The organism is Streptomyces sp. NBC_00525 (genome assembly GCF_036346595.1).
Lineage (GTDB): Bacteria > Actinomycetota > Actinomycetes > Streptomycetales > Streptomycetaceae > Streptomyces.
In genome coordinates this window covers 5,694,767-5,711,377 of sequence record NZ_CP107834.1, presented here as the reverse complement: position 1 = coordinate 5,711,377, position 16,611 = coordinate 5,694,767, and the positions used below count along the sequence as shown (strand labels likewise).

Here is a 16,611-nt window from a genome sequence, read left to right as displayed (position 1 = left end):
AAGGCGCGCTCGGGGAGGGCAATGTGGCGCATACCGCCATGTCTGGTTCCGGAACGACAGCAGATGACGATCCTCCGCTCCAGACCGCGGTATGGCGGCTGCGCTCACGCGGCTGCTGGACGGACGCCGCGGCGCTGCTCGAACACGACGCCGCCACCGACCCGGCCGCCGCGCTCCAGCGCACCGCCCTGCTGACCGAGCGGTGCCTGTACACCGGGCAGGGCTGGACGGACGCCGAGGACGCCCTGCGCACCGCCGAGGCGATGGCCCACGACGACGAGGAGCGCGGCGCCGCCGCCTGCGAGCGGGGCCATTTCGCGTACGCCTCGACGCTGCTCGGGGTCCGGGACCGGGCCGACGAGGCGCGGGTCGCCCTGGGCCGGGCGGCCGCGCTGCTCTCCCCCACCGCGCAGGGCCGGCCGCTGCTGGACTACCGGCGGGGGCTGATCGCGCAGAACATCTCGGACTCCCCGCAGGCCGCGCGGGCCGCCTACCGCCGGGCGCACGCGGGCGCCACCGAGCAGAACGACGCGCTGCTGCTCTCCTCCACCTGGCGCCAGCTCGCGCTGATCGCGCTGCGCGAGGGCGAACTCGCGGAGGCCCGGCACGGGTTCGCGGAGTGCCTGCGGATAAGGGAGGAGCTGGGCTACCTGGTCGGTACGGCCCCGGCGCTCATCGCGCTGGCCGACGCCGAGAGCGAGCCCGAGGAGGCCGGCCGGCTGCGGGCCGAGGCGGGCCGGCTCTTCCGGCTGCTCGGCGGCGTCCCGACCTGGCTGGGCCCGCATCTGGACCCGCCCCCGCCGGAGACGATCGAGGCCAACTGAGCCGGCGCGGGACCCTGCGGAGCGGCCGGCACCCGTCCCGTACGCGGCCGCCCGGCCCGTACGCGGCCGGTCTTCCGCGTACGCCGTCAGCCGTCCGCGCCCGCGAAGTGTTCGCGTACGAGGGTCTGGACGACCGCCACGTCCTGGGCGATCAGGGCGTCGAGCAGCGCGGTGTGCTCGGATGCGTCGGCCAGCAGGTCGGCGCGCCGGGTGACCGGGTTGTCCACGAGGGGCCACTGGGAACGGCGGTGCAGGTCGTCCGCGACCCGCACCAGGCTGTGGTTGCCGGCCAGCGCGAGCACCGCGCCGTGGAACGCCCGGTCCGCCTCCGCGTAGCTCGCCCGGTCGCCGACCGCCGCCGCGGCCACCGTGGCGTCGGCCAGCGGGCGCAGCGCGCACCAGCGAGCGGGCGGCACGGTGCGGGCGAGCCGCAGCATGACGGGGACCTCGATCAGGGCCCGGACCTCGGCCAGCTCGGCCAGCTCGCCCGGTCCGCGCTCGGCGACCCGGAAGCCCCGGTTCGGCACGACCTCCACGGCCCCCTCGACGGCGAGCTGCTGCATCGCCTCGCGCACGGGGGTGGCCGACACGCCGAAGCGGGCGCCCAGGGCGGGCGCCGAGTACACCTGGCCGGGGACCAGCTCGCCGCCGACCAGGGCGGCGCGCAGGGCGTCCAGGATCTGGCCGCGCACGGAATGCCTGCGCACCCGGTCGCGCGGGGCGGGTCCGTCGGGCTCGCCGTGGGTGTGCTCGCCGCGGACCTGCTCCGGCACCCGTACGGACGAGTGGGGGACGGCCTCCGGCGCCCCGTGCCGGGGCCGCGCCTCCTCGCGCGCTCCGCCCTGGTCCACGGGCACCTCCTCGGCCGGTCACGGGCGCGGCTCGCGCGTCGGGCGCCCTGTGTGCACGATAGGCGCAGGAGCCTCCAGTTCAAACATCGTTCCGGCAGGGTAAGGTAAGGCTTACCTGCTGACGATCGTGAATCGGTGGTCCCCGCATGACCCTGCCCGCCCTGCTTCCCGCGGTGACGGCCTCCCCCGTGGCCGACGCGTACGCGCGCCTGACCGAGGTCTTCCCTGGAGTGCGCGCCGAGGTCCTCGCGGACGGCGAGAGCGCCCCCGGCGGGCCCGGCTGGGTGGGCGCGCACGAACTGGCGGCGGGCGGCGCGGCCCTGGACACCTTCCTCGCCTTCGACGACGCGCAGGTCCGGCGGGACTACGGGCAGGAGGCCCGGCCCGATGTGATCGCCAGCTTCGGCCTGCACCGCTACGCCTGGCCGGCCTGCCTGCTGGTGACGGTGCCGTGGTTCCTGCACCGGCGGGTGCCCCGCATCCCGGTCGAGGACGTCTCCTTCCAGCGGGCGCTCGGTCATCTGACGCTGCGGGTGCGGGAGTTCGCCTGTCTGCCGGGCGATCCGGCGGCCGCGCTGCCGGGGGCGCGGGTGGTGGCCGACGAGGCGGCCCTGCGCGCCGAGGTGCTGGAGGCGGTGGCCGACCATCTGGGCCCGGTGCTGGAGGGCTTCCGGCCGCGCATGCGGCGCGGGAAGCGGGCCCTGTGGGGCATGGCGACGGACGAGATCGTCGAGGGCCTCTGGTACATCGCCCATCTGCTGGGCGAGGAGCGGCGCGCGATGGCGGAGCTGGAGGCGCTGCTGCCGGGCACCACGAAGCCGTACGTCGGCACGGCGGGCTTCCGCGAGCTGACCGGACCCGGCGGGGAGGCGCTGCCCACCCGCGACCGGGCGAGCTGCTGCCTCTTCTACACGCTGCGCCCCGAGGACACCTGTGTGACCTGTCCGCGTACGTGCGACGCGGACCGCGTACGCAAGTTGACGCCCGCTCCCTGATCCACACCGCCCGAGTGGGCGACATGAATTCGAACATCATGCGTACCCCGCTGAGGTGTGTTCGACCAGATCGTCGATATCGGCGGTCCCGGACACCCCATTGGCGTTCTCTTGCCCCGAAACGGTCTGGCCCTGCCGGAATCTCCGCCACGATGGCGCCCGAAACGCCCTACGTGACGCAAGGGACCGCGCATGAGACTGACCGACATATCGCTTGACTGGCTGCTTCCGGGCGCCGTGCTGCTCGTGGGGGTCATGGCGGCGGTGGCGGTGGTCGCGCGCGGCAAGCGCACCTCTGACACAGCCACGGCCGACGACAGCTGGGAGCGCGCCGAGGAGCGCCGCAGACGCAAGGAAACGCTGTACGCCACCGCCTCGTACGTGCTGCTGTTCTGCTGTGCCGCGGTGGCCGCCGCGCTCTCCTTCCACGGGCTCGTCGGCTTCGGCGAGCAGAACCTCGGCCTCTCCGGCGGCTGGGAGTACCTGGTGCCCTTCGGTCTGGACGGGGCGGCGATGTTCTGCTCGGTCCTCGCCGTGCGGGAGGCCAGCCACGGGGACGCGGCGCTGGGCTCGCGGCTGCTGGTGTGGACCTTCGCGGGTGCCGCCGCCTGGTTCAACTGGGTGCACGCGCCGCGCGGTGTCGACCACGCGGGCGCCCCGCACTTCTTCGCGGGGATGTCCCTCTCGGCCGCCGTGCTGTTCGACCGGGCGCTGAAGCAGACCCGCCGGGCCGCCCTGCGCGAGCAGGGTCTGGTGCCCCGGCCGCTGCCGCAGATCCGGATCGTGCGCTGGCTGCGCGCCCCCCGCGAGACCTTCGGCGCCTGGTCGCTGATGCTCCTGGAAGGCGTACGCACACTGGACGAGGCGGTCGACGAGGTACGCGAGGACCGCCGGGAGAAGACGCAGAACCGTCTCCGCAGGAAGGACCAGGAGAAGCTGGACCGGGCGCACATCAAGGCCCTGAACCGGCAGAACCGGGCCTGGGGACGGCTCGGCCGGGGCGGCCCCCCGGTGGACGTGGCGGCGCTGCCCCCGGCGGCGGGCTCGGCGCAGCCCGTCGCGGAGCCCGCCATATCCGAGCCGGGTCAACTGCCCCTGCGGCCCCGGCCGTCCCTGCAAGCCGCAGGCCACTCGAACTCGGCGGATTTCCCGGAACCGGGCGCGAGTGAACCGGCGGCGATCGACCTCACGGCCGAGGACGACACCCAGGCCCTCCCCCGGCTCGACTCCCTGGAGAAGAAGCTGAAGGACCTGGAGCAGCAGTTCGGCTGAACCGGCCGGACCGGCTGAACCACGGGACGGGTGTCGCGTACGAACGGCCCTGGCCGCCTGCGGAGGCGGTCAGGGCCGTTCGCCGTCCAGTTCGAACCACACCACCTTGCCCAGCGAGCGGGGGCTGATCCCCCAGGAGTCGGCCAGGCTCTCCACCAGGATCAGCCCCCGGCCGTGCGTACCGTCGTCGGCGGGCGGTACGTGCGGCTCGGGCGGCATTCCGGGGACGAAGTCCCGTACCTCCACGCGCAGTCGGCGGGGCGCGACGCTCACCGCGACGACCGCGCCGTCGTCGGTGTGCACCAGGGCGTTGGTCACCAGCTCGCTGAGCAGCAGCTCCGCGACCCGCACCGGCTCGTCCTTCCACCGGTGGCGCAATAACTCCCGTACGGCTCCGCGCACTTCGCCCACGGCTGCCAGGTCGGCCCGGTCCACCCTGCGGAGCATCCGGGCCACTTCGTGACGCTCCATCGTTTCCCCCGACTGCACGGTCATTCGCCCCCCTGTCGCAAAGGTGCTCACGCCATGCATGCCCCGCCTACACGCGGTCACGCTTGCGGGGAGGGGCGGACCGGGGTGAATCGTGCGGCGTTCAGGCTCGTTTGTAGTAGTAGTCGAACCCCTCGACGTTGTGGTTGATGCCACTGCCGCTGATGACGAAGGAGGACGGGCCGGGCTCGCCGAAGCAGTAGCCCGGATCGGGATCGGCGATCTTTGCGGCGCCGACGCTCAGGCGACTGCTGCTGCTGGAGGTCACCCTTGCCTCGAACAAGCAGCCCTCGAACGGATAGGAAGAGCTCAGGCGGACCACGCCGGACTTGGAGATGGTGATGGTATCGGGCTGACCCGTGTTGTACGCACCACCGTACTTCCAGGTGCCGACGAAGCTTCCCGGCACCGTGCTGCCGCTGTCCGAGCCGCCGGAGGAGGAGCCGCCGGACGTGGTGGTCGACGCGCCGCCGCCGGACGTGCTCGTGGAGCCGCCCGAGGAGGAGCCGCCGGAGGTGGTGGACGAGCCGCCGCTCGAACTCCCGCCGGAGGAACCGCTGCCGCCCGAGGACGAGGAACCGCCGGACGAGCCGCCCGCGCCGCCGTTCGTGGTGGACGAGCCGCCCGTGTCGCCGCCGTCCCGGCCGTCCTCGCCCGGCTTCCCGTCCGTGCCGTCCTTCCCGTCCTTCGCCGGCTCGTCCTTCTTCTTCCCGCTTCTGGACGCGGAGGGGCTCGGGGAGCCGGTGGGCGACGCGCTGCCGGCCGCCGAGGGCTCCGACGCGGGTGTGGCGGCCGGTGTCGAGAAGGCCGGCGGGGCCGCGTGCGCCCCGTCGTCCTGGCCGAAGGGCTGGAGCACGGCCAGCGTGCCGCCTCCGCCGCCGACGACGACCACCAGCGGAACGGCGATCAGCCAGGAGCGGCGCCGCTCCCGTTTCGGCTTCACGGCCGTAGTCCCGCCCTTCGCCCCCGCCTCGTCACCGGGCACCGCTCCCCCGGCCGCCGCCGCCCCGTCCTCCGGGGCGCCGAGGCGCATCGTCGCGTGGTCGCCCTCCTGCCGCAGCGGCTTCGCCTCCGCGTCCAGCAACTGCGCGCCCTGGCGGGCCAGATGGCTCACCACGGCGGCGGGCAGCCAGGTGGCGGCCACCGGTCCGGCCGCGCGCACGGGCTCGGCCAGCAGCTCGTCCACGGAGGGCCGCTCGTCGATGCTCTTGGTGAGCAGGCGCGCGATCAGGGCCTTGAGGTCCTCGTCCCGGACCCGTCCCAGGTCGGGTTCGCCCTCGGCGATCCGGTACATGATCGCGTGCTGGTTGCTCGCGCCGTGGCCGAACGGGAGCGTGCCGGTCGCCGCGTACGTCAGCACACAGCCGAGGGTGAACACATCGCTCTTGGGGACCGCGCTCTCCCCGCGCACCTGCTCCGGGGCCATGAAGCCGGGCGAGCCGATCATCATGCCGGTGCTGGTGAGCAGGGACTCGACGGTGGTCCCGACCGCGCGCGCGATGCCGAAGTCGATGACCTTGGGGCCCTCCATCGTGAGCATCACGTTGGACGGCTTGAGGTCGCGGTGCACGATCTTCGCCGCGTGGATGTCCTTGAGGGCGTGCAACAGCCCGGTGGCGAGGGCCTGTACGGCTTCGGCGGGCAGCGCGCCATGGCCGCGGACGACCTGTTCCAGGGAGAGGCCGGGCACATAGCCGGTGGCCACCCAGGGGAACTCGGCGTCCGGCGCCGCGTCCAGGACGGGCGCGGTGTGGCGTGCGCCGACGCGCCGGGCGGCCTCGACCTCGCGGCGGAAGCGGGCCCGGAACTGCGGGTCCGCGACGTGCTCCGCGTGCACCACCTTGACCGCGACCGTGCGGCCGCCGTCGGCCCGCGCGAGGTAGACCCGGCCCATGCCGCCCGCGCCGAGCCGGCCCAGCAGCAGATAGGGCCCGATGCGCGCCGGATCGCTCGGCGTGAGCGGCTTGATGCCCCCGTCGAGGTAGTCCTCGTCGTCAGCGTGGTCGTCGTTGTGCACGCCGGTCATGTCCGAGCGCTCCCCGTGTGTCCCGGACGGCGGTCCTCCTTGGGACCGCGCCCCTGTCGAAATCCCCATCTGCGGCCGCGACTTGGCGCGGCGAACGTTCAGTGTGAAGCAAAGGCGGAACCGATTGGAACAACTTCCGGAAAAAATTCTGGAATCTTCTTCTACGCTGTCCCGGACGGCACCATGGGGAGTGTTCGGTTCCGGAAATGGGGGTGCGTGGATGAGTCCGAAGCAGCAGCGGGGCGCCGCCACGGCCGCGCAGGTCCTCGACAGCGCCCTGGAACTGTACGCGTCACGGGGCGAGGCGGGGCTGACGCTCGCCGCGATCACCTCGGCGAGCGGGGTGAGCACCGGCAGCATCTACCACCACTTCGGCAGCCTGCACGGAGTGGTGCTCGCCCTGGCGCAGTCCTGGCTCGGCCGGCTCCTGGAGGAACTGGCCGGCGAGCTCGGCCGGGTGACGGGCGCGCGCGCCGGAGTCCACGCGGTCACGGAGGCGTACCTGCGCTTCGTCCAGGAGCATCCGGACGCCTCCCGGCTCATGCACTCGGTCACCGCCGACCGCGAACTGGTCACGGACGCACGGCAGATCCGGGGCGCGCAGGAGGCCCGGATCGCCCCGCTCGCCGCCTGGCTGCACGCCCACCGGGAGTCGGGCGAGCTGGTCGCGCTGCCGCTGCCCGTGCTGGAGTCGCTGATCCTGGGGCCGGTGACGGGCATCGCGCGCCGCTGGCTCGCCCTCGGGGACATCGACATCGAGGAGGCGGCGCGCACGGTTCCGGAGCACATCTGGCGCTCGGTCAGCCCCTGATCCGTACACCCCCTCCTCGGTCAACTCACCAAAAGTTCACCCGAATCGGCGTTGACGCGGCAGGGTCTACGCGCGTCATCATGGGATATGCGAATCCCCCCACGGATCACCACGCTCGGCGGCGCCGCCGCCCTTCTGTCCGCTCTCCTCATCGGCGGCCCCGTCACGGCGACCGCCTCCGCGACGGCCTCGTCGGTCGGCAGCGTCTGCTACTCGGACCTGCCGTCCCAGGCCCACGACACCCTGGATCTCATCGAGTCCGGCGGCCCGTTCCCGTACCGCCAGGACGGCACCGTCTTCCAGAACCGTGAGGGTGTGCTGCCCTCGCAGGACACCGGCTACTACCACGAGTACACCGTGATCACGCCCGGCTCCCCGACGCGCGGCGCGCGCCGCGTCGTGACGGGCGAGGAGTACCGCGAGGACTACTACACCGCCGATCACTACGCGACGTTCGACCTCATCGCGTACGGCTGCTGAACCGCCTGTCCGGTCCGCGTCGCAGTCCCCCACCTGCGGCGCGGACCCCTGCCGGGCGGTGCGGCTTGTACGCTCGCCCCATGACCGTGACCTATGTGATCGAGGGCTCCGGGGTCACCGGCGCGGACAGCTTCTGGACCGCGGTCGGCGAGGCGGTGAACGGGCCCGGTGGGTACTTCGGCCGGAACCTCGACGCCTTCGCGGACTGTCTGTCCGGCGGCATGGGCACGCCGGACGACGGCGACTTCGTCTTCGAGTGGCGCGATCACGCGCGCTCGGCGCGGGCGCTGGGGCATGCGGAGACCGCGCGCTACCTGGAGCGGCTGGCCGCCCGCGCCCATGAGAGCAACCGCGGCCGCCTGCGCGAGGAGTGTGCGCGGGCGGCCGCGGGGCGGGGTCCGACCCTCTTCGACCGGCTGGTGGAGATCATCCGGGACCGGGCGGGGGCGGACGGACTGAGGCTGCTCTGAGGTCCGGGGTCAGTAGCTCGTCGCGACGCTCACCTGCCCGAAGTCCCGCACGGCGTACAGGCTGATGAAGTGTGCCCCGGCGGCCGGGCGGTCGATGGTGAGGGTGTGCGCGTTGCCGTCGCCGGTGGCCCTGGCGGTGTACGAGCCGGTGGTCGCCCAGCCGTTGGCGCTGTAGTAGAGGTCGGCGTCGCCGGTGCCGCCGCTGGTGGTGATGGTCAGCCGCTCGGTGCCCGCGGGTATGTAGAGGTACAGGTAGGAGTAGTCGCCGCGGGTGGCGTGCTGCCCGTCGCGGGCGCAGTCCTGGCCCAGTTCGCGGATGTCGCTGCCGGTGCACTGGGCGGTGGGCTGGGTCGGCGGATCGCTCAGGGTGCCGCAGTCGCCGGAGGCGCAGGCGGTCAGCCAGGTGTTCCAGTCGGCGTCGTAGCGGTTGCCGATGGTGGTGGTGAGCAGGGTGCGGGCGCCGTTCCAGTCACCGGCGCGGTACAGGCCGAGGAGCTTGTCCACATCGGCGCGGTGCGACTGGAGCATGTAACGGACGGCCAGGTAGCCCCAGTTGTAGACGCGGGTCTGGTCGGCGTTCTCGTAGGTGGTGTCGAACAGGGTGCGCAGCGGGTAGGTGTGCGCGGCGGCCCGGGTGACGGCGTCGTCGTAGACGACGTCGCGGTACGAGTAGGAGACGTACTCCGCGAAGCCCTCGATCCACCAGACGGTCGGGGTGCTGACCCCGGCGGCGAAGTCGCCCGCCATGTCGAACCGGCCGTCGAGGTAGTGGGTGTACTCGTGGTTGAGGTTCCATATCTGGAAGTCGGGCCGGACCCACTCGGCCTCGTACGCGATGAACCTCGGCTGGTTGCCGGCCGCCGCCGGGTCGCCCTCCAGGTACATGCCGCCGTTGTTGGTGTCGATGCCGTAGATGGCTCCGGCGTAGGTCTGGTAGTCGGTGCTGGAGTCGAAGACGACCACCTCGATGGTGGTGTTGCGGTCCCCGGCGACGGGCCCGCTGTCCCTGGCCACCTGGTGGAAGTAGGCGTCCTGGCCGCGCAGGCTGGTGCACGCCTTCGTCAGGTCGGCGGAGGACATCTGCTGGGCGAGGATGCGGATGCTGTCGCTGCAGGTGTACGAGATGGGCAGTACGGCGCTCTTGAGGCGGGCGGCGAGATCGCAGGTGCCGTACGCGGAGCAGTTCGCGCTGTCGTAGTAGTCGGCCATCTCGGCGAGGCCCACCCACAGCGGAGCGGTCGGCCCGGTCAGGGAGCTGCGGCCGAGGAGGTCGATGACCAGCGGCTTCGCCTTGGGCCGCAGGGAGTTCTCCTGGAGGAAGCGGGCCAGTTCGCGGCCGGCGTTGGAGGCGAGGTAGGACCGTTCGGTGCCCAGCAGGTCGAGATGGTCGCGGGCGAAGCCGGCGAGGGCGTCGAGCAGGCTCGGGTCGGTCTCGACGGCGCTGACGAAGGCGGGCAGCTGGTGGCCCCGGAAGGTCACGGTGTAGACGTTGTTGACCGCGTTGAGCATGTACCAGGAGCCGTCGTACGAGGAGTCGTAGTCGGCCAGCAGCCGCTTGAGGACGTACAGGTAGCGGGCGTTCTGCTCGGCGCTGTCGATGAGGGTGACGGCCTCGGCCAGGGTCTCGCCGTTGGCGTCGGTGACGTCGCGGGAGTGCGCCGAGGCGAAGAAGGCGTCCAGGCCGCCCTGGATGGCGGTGCGCAGGGCGGTGCCGTAGTCGCCGACGGTGCCGGGGTCGTAGTACTGCACGTAGTAGCCGGCGCGCAGATAGAGCACCAGCTGCGGCATGCCGGTGCTGCCGTCGCCGGGGTAGGCGGCCGATCCGTCGCGCAGGGCGTTGGCGACGGTGACCATCTGGGCCTCGCGGAAGGCGAGGTAGCCGTCGTTGCCCTTGACGGAGAACAGGGTGTTGACGCAGTCGGTCGGGGACGCCTTGATCTGCTGGACGAGGGCGCTGCCGGTGCGGCTGGTGAAGTCGGCCACGGAGCAGGCGGCGGCCTTCGCGGTGGTACGGGCCGCGGCCCGCATGGAGGGCGCCGGGTGGCTCGGGCGGGCGGCGCTCGGGTCGTCGTAGTCGCGCCGCAGGGCGTCCTTGGAGGCGCTGAGCGGGGCCCGGTCGGCGGGGCTGAGGGCGGCGCCGTCCAGGTGGGCCGGGTCCTGTGCGGGCGCGGTGGCGGCCTCGGCGGCGGGGCCGCCGGGCTCGGGTGCGGCCGGGTCGCCCGCCGTCGTCTGCGCGGCGGCGGTCGCGCTCGCGGTGGACGGGGCGGTGGGCCGGGGTTCGGCGGCCCACGCGGGGCCGGCGAGCATGCCGGCGCCGAGGCAGGCCGCCAGGGCCGCGGTGGAGAGTGTGGTGAATCTCTGTCGGGCCGTTCGTTTCTTCACGTGCCGCCTCCCAGCGGTGTGGGGGACCGCGCGTCGTTGCGCGGCCGTGGGGGATGGCGCGGGGTGAGGCCGGACGGGGATGGGGGTTGACTGCCACGGAATGACATGGACACGACCTCAGCGCGACCGTCAGTACAATGGCACATGTCACATGGTCTTAGGAAGCGGCCGTGACAACATTCCTGAACGCGTCGGCGCGCGTTGCTACAGGGGGAGTTGGGAACGCGAGGCTGCCCGCGCGGACAGGCCCGGCCGGGTTCCCTCGCCGTCGGCCCACAGGGAGCGGACGTGCGACATATGGGCGAGCATGCACGCCTCAGCGCCCGGCGCGTCCCCGGCCACCACCAGGTCGAGGAGCTGCACATGCTCCTCGGCCGACGCCGTCAGCTGCCCGGACTCGGCGAGCCGGTCCAGGCCGAAGAGGCGGGAGCGCTTGCGCAGTTCGCCGACCTGCTCGACGAGGCGGCGGTTGCCGGCCAGCGCGAGCAGGGCGAGGTGGAAGCGGCGGTCGGCCTCCAGATAGTCCAGGATGTCGTGGCGCCGGGCGGCGTCGACGATCTCCAGGGCGACCGGCCGCAGCGCCTCCAGCTCGTGCGTCAGCCCCATCCGCGCGATCCGGCCCACCGTGGGCACCTCGATCATCGCGCGCAGCTCGGTGAAGTCGTCCAGGTCCTGCTCGGTCAGCTCGGTGATCCGGAAGCCCTTGTTGCGGACGGCCTCGACCTGGCCCTCGCGGACCAGGTCGAGCATCGCCTCACGAACGGGGGTGGCGGAGACGCCGAACTGGGCGGCGAGCGCGGGCGCCGAGTAGACCGTGCCCGGCCGCAGCTCGCCGGAGATGAGCGCCGCCCGCAGCGCGTGCGCCACCTGGTCGCGCAGATGCTCCTGCGCCGTGAGCGCGCCGAGCGACGTCAGGCGGGCCATGTTCGTTCCTCCAGCACCGTGCGGGGACGCAGGGGGCGTCGTGCCGGTCAGAATACAATGTCACGTTGCCCCCCACGCGGGTGCGGTCTCACAGCAGGAAGCCCTCGGGGAACGGGTCGTCCGGGTCGAGGAAGTACTGCGCGGTCCCGGTGATCCAGGCCCGTCCGGTGACCGTGGGGACGACCGCGGGCAGCCCGGCCACCTCCGTCTCGCCGACCAGCCGGCCGGTGAACCGGGTGCCGATGAAGGACTCGTTCACGAAGTCCCGGTCCAGGCCGAGTTCGCCGCGCGCGTGCAGCTGGGCCATCCGCGCCGACGTACCGGTGCCGCACGGCGAACGGTCGAACCAGCCGGGGTGGATGGCCATGGCGTGCCGCGAGTGCCGGGCGTCGGAGCCGGGCGCGATCAGCTGGACGTGCTTGAGCCCGTGGATGCCCGCGTCCAGCGGGTGGACCGGCCGGTCGGCCGCGTTGACCGCGTCCATCAACGCGAGCCCGGCCGCCAGCAGTTCGTCCTTGCGCGCCCGGTCGAACGGCAGGCCCAGATCCTCCAGGCGAACCATCGCGTAGAAGTTGCCGCCGTAGGCGAGGTCGTACGGCACCTCCCCGAACCCGGGCACCTTCGCGGTCAGCCCGAGCCCCGCGCTGAACGCGGGGACGTTGGTGAGGGTGACGGAGGTGGCGGCCCCGCCCTCCACCCGGACGTCCGCGCACACCAGTCCGGCCGGGGTGTCCAGCCGTACGGTGGTGACCGGTTCGGTGACCTCGACCAGGCCGGTCTCGACCAGCACGGTGGCCACCCCGATGGTGCCGTGCCCGCACATCGGCAGACAGCCGGAGACCTCCATGAACAGCACCCCGAAGTCGGCGTCGGGGCGGGTCGGCGGCTGGAGGACGGCGCCGCTCATCGCGGCGTGGCCGCGCGGCTCGTACATCAGCAGGGTGCGCACCGCGTCCCGGTGCGCCGTGAAGTACGCCCGGCGCTCGGCCATGGTGGCGCCGGGGAGCGTGCCGATCCCGCCGGTGACGACGCGGGTGGGCATGCCCTCGGTGTGCGAGTCGACGGCGTGGAAGACGTGACGGCTGCGCATGCGTCGTCCCCCTCTCAGTCCAGGCCCTCGGCGCGCGCCTTCTCGGTGGCGGCGCGTACGGCGGCCAGGGCGTCGGCGCCGAGCGGCAGCCGGGGCGGCCGGGTGGGGCCGCCGTGCCGGCCGACGACGTCCATGGACGCCTTGATGGCCTGGACGAACTCCGGCTTGGAGTCCCAGCGCAGCAGCGGATGCAGCCGCCGGTAGAGCGGCAGGGCCCGCTCCAGGTCGCCGGCGACGGCCGCCCGGTACAGCTCGACGCAGCCGGCCGGCAGCATGTTGGGGCAGCCGGCGATCCAGCCGACCGCCCCGGCCAGGACGAGTTCCAGCAGGACGTCGTCGGCGCCCACGAGCAGGTCGAGGCCGGGTGCCTCCTCGGCGATCTCGTACGCCCGGCGGACGTCGCCGCTGAACTCCTTGACGGCCACGACCGACCCCTCCGCGTGGAGCTGTCCCAGCAGCCGGGGGGTCAGGTCCACCTTGGTGTCGTACGGGTTGTTGTAGGCGACGACGGGCAGCCCGGCCGCCGCCACCTCGGCGTAGTGCGCGCGGACGGCCTCCTCCTCGCAGGAGTAGCCGTTGGGCGGCAGCAGCAGGACGCTGCCGGCGCCGGCCTCGGCGGCCTCCTCGGCCCGGCGCCGGGACTGGGCGCTGTCGTACGAGGAGACGCCGGGCATCACTCTGGCCCCGTCGCCGGCCGCCTCCACGGCGACGCGTACGACGTCCCGGCGCTCCCGGTCGCTGAGGGTCTGGTACTCCCCCAGCGAGCCGTTGGGCACCACGCCGTCGCAGCCCGCTTCGATGAGGTCGCGGACGTGGGCGGCGTACGCGTCGAAGTCGATGGACCGGTCCTCGTGCAGGGTGAGCGGGGTCGCGACCATGACGCCCCGCCAGGGCGCGTCGGTGCGGGTGGAGTCGGCCGTCATGTGGGCTCCTCGGGTTGCGGGGATGCGGATGCGGGCGTGTCGCGTGTTCACGCGTCGCCGGACGGGTCGGTCCGGGCGAGCGCGGCGAGCGGGACCGGGCAGGCGAGCGGCCTGCGGTCGGGGGTTTCGCCGGTGGGCGGTCCGGCGAGGGCACGGACGGCGAAGCCGCAGGTGCGGCCCTGGCACCAGCCCATGCCGGCTCGGGTGAGGAGCTTGGCGGTACGGGTGTCGGCCGCGCCCAGGTCGCCGACGGCGCTGCGGATCGCGCCCGCGGTGACCTCTTCGCACCGGCAGACCTCGGTGTCCGGGGCGAGCCAGTCCGTCCATCCGGGCCCCGGCCGGTGCACGGCGCCCATGAGCCCGGCGAACCGGCGCATCCGCCGCCGCGCGCGCCGCAGTCGCGCGGCGCGGCCCCGGTCCCGTGCGGGGCGGCCGTCCCGTGCGTCGGCGATCACCGACAGGGCGGCCAGCTCCCCTTCGGCGAGGGCGAGCCGGACCCCGCCGATGCCGCCGGTCTCGCCGGCCGCCCAGACGCCGGGCACGCTGGCGCGCAGCTCCTCGTCGAGTTCCAGGGCGGGCGATCCGTCCGTGCCGGTCCGGGTGGCGCAGCCGAGTTGGGCGGCGAGGTCGATGTGCGGGACGAGGCCGTGGCCCACGGCGAGCGCGTCGCAGTCGATGCGCCGCCCGGTTCCCGGCAGCGGGCGCCAGTCGCGGTCGAGCCGGCTGACGGTGACGCCTTCCACCCGGCCGGTGCCGTGGACGGCGGTGACGGCGCGGTGCGGGAGCAGCCGCACCCCGTGCCGGGCGAGCCCCGCCCGGTGGCGGGCGCCCTCGGCGAGCCGGTCCGGGTTGCCGGCCAGGACCAGGGGCGCGCGGGCGTACGCCCCGTATCCGGCGGCCTCCACCAGTGCGGGCACGCGGGCTCCGGCCCTGGCCAGGGAGAGGGCGACGGCCTGGAGCAGCGGTCCGCTTCCGGCGACGACGACGCGCCGGCCGGGCAGGACGAGCCCGGACTTGAGCATGGCCTGGGCGCCGGCCGCGCCGACCACGCCGGGCAGCGTCCAGCCGGGGAAGGGGAGTTGGCGTTCGGTGGCGCCGGTCGCGACGAGGATGCGGCGGGCGCGCGGGGCGATGGCGGCGGGGTCGTCCGGTGTGGTGGTGTGGGAGCTCTCCGGGCCGGTGAGTGTGTGCAGGGTCCAGTCCTCGCCGGTTCGGGCGATCGTCCAGACGTGGTGGCCGGTGAGGTGGCGCACGCGCCCGGTGGCGCGGTGCCGGTCGAGGCGGGCGGTGAGCGCGGTGAAGGCGGGCCAGTGGTGGTGCAGGGCCTCGGGCCGGGTGGCGTGCAGTCCGGGGGCGGGTGCGCGGTAGTACTGGCCGCCGGGGGCGTCGGCCGCGTCGAGCAGAAGCACCCGGAGTCCGGCGTCGGCCGCGGTGACGGCGGCGGCGAGCCCGGCGGGTCCGGCGCCCACCACGGCGAGGTCGGCGCGGTCAGGGGCGCGGTGCGTCATGTCCGGTCCCCTCCTGGGTCGTGACGGCGTCGCCGGGCCGGGCGGGCAGCAGACAGGCGCGCAGGTTGGGCCGGCCGTTGACGGTGGCCAGGCACTCGTAGCAGGAGCCGATCCCGCAGAAGGCGCCGCGCGGGCGCCCGTTGTTCCGGGTGGTGCGCCAGCTGAGGACGGAGGCGGCCCACAGCACGGCCGCGACGCTCTGCCCCGGCAGGGCGCGCAGCGGCCGTCCGTCGAAGGTGATCTCGAACCCCGGTCCCGGCTCGGCACCGGCCAGGCCGGCCGGGGTGCGGGCGGGTTCGCGTCGGCGTGCTCGTCTCACCGGGGCTCCTGTCTCGTCGTGCGGGCGGGTACGGGGGAAGGTCGGTCCGGCGCGGGTCTCGGCGGGCGGCGCGCTATCCGGCGCCGGGGCCGAAGCGGTCCGGGCTGAACGGGGCGGGGTCCAGCGGCGGTTCCTCGCCCCGGAGCGCGGCGGTGACCAGGACCGCGGTGGCCGGGGCGAGACCGATGCCCGCGCCCTCGTGGCCGCAGGCGTGGAAGAGGCCGGGGACGCGGCGGTCGGCGCCGATGGCGGGGAGGTGGTCGGGCAGGTACGGGCGGAAACCGTGGTAGGCGCGCATCACCCGGACGGTGTTCAGGACCGGGAAGAGCGCGGCGGCCGCGCCGGCCAGCGCGCTGATCACGGGCACGGACAGGGTGCGGTCGAAGCCGACGCGCTCCCGGCTGGCGCCGATCAGGACGGGCCCGGCGGCGGTGCCCTCGACTACCGGTGACGTCTGGAGGGCGGCGGACGCGCTGGAGACGTCGGCCACGTATTCGGCGGCGTACACCTTGTGCCGGATCAGCGGGGGCAGCGGTTCGGTGACCAGGACGAACCCGCGCCGGGGCAGGACGGGCAGTTCCACCCCGGCCAGCGCGGCGAACTCGCCGCCCCGGACGCCCGTCGCGTTGACCACGGCCGGGGCGAGGAGGTCGCCCGCCGGGGTGCGGACGCCGCGCACCGCTCCGGTGGGGCAGGTGAGCAGGGCGGTGACCGGGCTGCCGGGGTGCAGACGCGCTCCGGCGTCGCGGGCGGCGCGGATCAGGTGGGCGGCGGCGAGCGCGGGCTGCACCTGGGCGTCCTGCGGGTAGCGGACGCCGCCCGCGAGGCCGGGCGCCAGATGGGGTTCCAGGTCGGGCAGTTCGCCGGCGGCGACGGCCTCGGTGCGTACCCCGGCGGCGGCCTGTCCGGCGGCGGTCGCGGTCAGGCCGGCCAGGGACGCCTCGTCCGCCGCGACGACGAGGCCGCCCTTCCGCTCGTACTCGATCGCCGGGGGCAGCGTGCCGGCCAGCTCGCGCCACAGTTCGGCGGAGAGCCGGGCGAGGGCGAGTTCGGGGCCGGGGGGTTTGTCGGAGACCAGGAGGTTGCCCTCCCCCGCGCCCGTGGTCCCGCCGGCGACGGGTCCGGCGTCCACCACCGCGACCGCGAGTCCGGACCGGGTGGCGTAGTAGGCGCAGGCGGCGCCGACGACACCGGCTCCGACCACGACGACGTCCAGCGGCTGTCTCGTGAACACGCCAGTAATATGT

The 16,611-nt window shown here is 74.0% G+C and carries 16 protein-coding genes; 6 read left to right on the top strand and 10 right to left on the bottom strand.

Annotated elements, in window-relative coordinates; genetic code table 11:
• The first annotated feature begins 38 nt into the window (after positions 1–38).
• The gene (locus OG710_RS25115) at positions 39–824 is read left to right on the top strand and encodes a hypothetical protein (protein WP_111338935.1); all 786 of its coding nucleotides are present in this window, start codon (positions 39–41) and stop codon (positions 822–824) included.
• 86 nt (positions 825–910) lie between these two features.
• On the opposite strand, the gene OG710_RS25110 is transcribed toward OG710_RS25115, so the two are convergent.
• Positions 911–1,675 (bottom strand): GntR family transcriptional regulator, encoded by a 765-nt coding sequence (locus tag OG710_RS25110; RefSeq protein ID WP_330241334.1) that lies wholly within the window; start codon positions 1,673–1,675, stop codon positions 911–913.
• A 146-nt stretch (positions 1,676–1,821) separates the two neighbouring features.
• On the opposite strand from OG710_RS25110, the gene OG710_RS25105 reads away from it, so the two are divergent.
• Both OG710_RS25105 and OG710_RS25100 read left to right on the top strand, forming a co-directional pair.
• Positions 1,822–2,670 (top strand): (2Fe-2S)-binding protein, encoded by an 849-nt coding sequence (locus tag OG710_RS25105; RefSeq protein WP_330241333.1) that lies wholly within the window; start codon positions 1,822–1,824, stop codon positions 2,668–2,670.
• 192 nt (positions 2,671–2,862) lie between these two features.
• Entirely contained in the window at positions 2,863–3,942 is a 1,080-nt protein-coding gene (locus tag OG710_RS25100; RefSeq protein WP_330241332.1) for a DUF2637 domain-containing protein, read from the top strand.
• Between the two features lie 69 nt (positions 3,943–4,011).
• Here the strand turns inward: OG710_RS25100 and OG710_RS25095 are convergent, their stop codons facing one another.
• The gene (locus tag OG710_RS25095) at positions 4,012–4,377 is read right to left on the bottom strand and encodes an ATP-binding protein (protein WP_330242340.1); all 366 of its coding nucleotides are present in this window, start codon (positions 4,375–4,377) and stop codon (positions 4,012–4,014) included.
• A 157-nt stretch (positions 4,378–4,534) separates the two neighbouring features.
• Positions 4,535–6,457 carry a serine/threonine-protein kinase gene (locus OG710_RS25090; protein WP_330241331.1) on the bottom strand — a complete coding sequence of 641 codons (1,923 nt, stop codon included), beginning with the start codon at positions 6,455–6,457 and terminating at the stop codon, positions 4,535–4,537.
• 220 nt (positions 6,458–6,677) lie between these two features.
• On the opposite strand from OG710_RS25090, the gene OG710_RS25085 reads away from it, so the two are divergent.
• The 3 genes from OG710_RS25085 to OG710_RS25075 all read left to right on the top strand — a co-directional run bounded on the left by OG710_RS25085 (position 6,678) and on the right by OG710_RS25075 (position 8,218).
• Positions 6,678–7,268, top strand: coding sequence for a TetR/AcrR family transcriptional regulator (locus OG710_RS25085; RefSeq protein WP_330241330.1), 591 nt, complete (start codon positions 6,678–6,680; stop codon positions 7,266–7,268).
• Positions 7,269–7,355: 87 nt separating this feature from the next.
• A complete protein-coding gene (locus tag OG710_RS25080) occupies positions 7,356–7,748 on the top strand; it encodes a ribonuclease domain-containing protein (protein WP_330241329.1) in 393 nt (130 codons plus the stop codon).
• An 80-nt stretch (positions 7,749–7,828) separates the two neighbouring features.
• Complete coding sequence (locus OG710_RS25075; RefSeq protein WP_330241328.1) at positions 7,829–8,218, top strand: barstar family protein; 390 nt, start codon at positions 7,829–7,831, stop codon at positions 8,216–8,218.
• 9 nt (positions 8,219–8,227) lie between these two features.
• Here OG710_RS25075 and OG710_RS25070 read toward each other — a convergent pair whose 3' ends face one another.
• From OG710_RS25070 to OG710_RS25040, 7 genes are all read right to left on the bottom strand, one after another.
• A complete protein-coding gene (locus tag OG710_RS25070; RefSeq protein ID WP_330241327.1) occupies positions 8,228–10,600 on the bottom strand; it encodes a M9 family metallopeptidase in 2,373 nt (790 codons plus the stop codon).
• Positions 10,601–10,804: 204 nt separating this feature from the next.
• Positions 10,805–11,524, bottom strand: a complete 720-nt coding sequence (locus tag OG710_RS25065) for a GntR family transcriptional regulator (protein ID WP_330241326.1) — start codon at positions 11,522–11,524, stop codon at positions 10,805–10,807.
• Between the two features lie 88 nt (positions 11,525–11,612).
• Positions 11,613–12,614, bottom strand: a complete 1,002-nt coding sequence (locus tag OG710_RS25060; protein ID WP_330241325.1) for a proline racemase family protein — start codon at positions 12,612–12,614, stop codon at positions 11,613–11,615.
• Between the two features lie 14 nt (positions 12,615–12,628).
• Complete coding sequence (locus OG710_RS25055) at positions 12,629–13,537, bottom strand: dihydrodipicolinate synthase family protein (RefSeq protein ID WP_330241324.1); 909 nt, start codon at positions 13,535–13,537, stop codon at positions 12,629–12,631.
• A 47-nt stretch (positions 13,538–13,584) separates the two neighbouring features.
• Entirely contained in the window at positions 13,585–15,045 is a 1,461-nt protein-coding gene (locus OG710_RS25050) for an FAD/NAD(P)-dependent oxidoreductase (protein ID WP_330241323.1), read from the bottom strand.
• Positions 15,026–15,364, bottom strand: coding sequence for a (2Fe-2S)-binding protein (locus OG710_RS25045; protein ID WP_111338924.1), 339 nt, complete (start codon positions 15,362–15,364; stop codon positions 15,026–15,028). Before OG710_RS25045 ends, OG710_RS25050 begins: the two co-directional genes overlap by 20 nt.
• A gap of 73 nt (positions 15,365–15,437) precedes the next feature.
• Complete coding sequence (locus OG710_RS25040; protein ID WP_330241322.1) at positions 15,438–16,598, bottom strand: NAD(P)/FAD-dependent oxidoreductase; 1,161 nt, start codon at positions 16,596–16,598, stop codon at positions 15,438–15,440.
• Between the last annotated feature and the right edge of the window lie 13 nt (positions 16,599–16,611).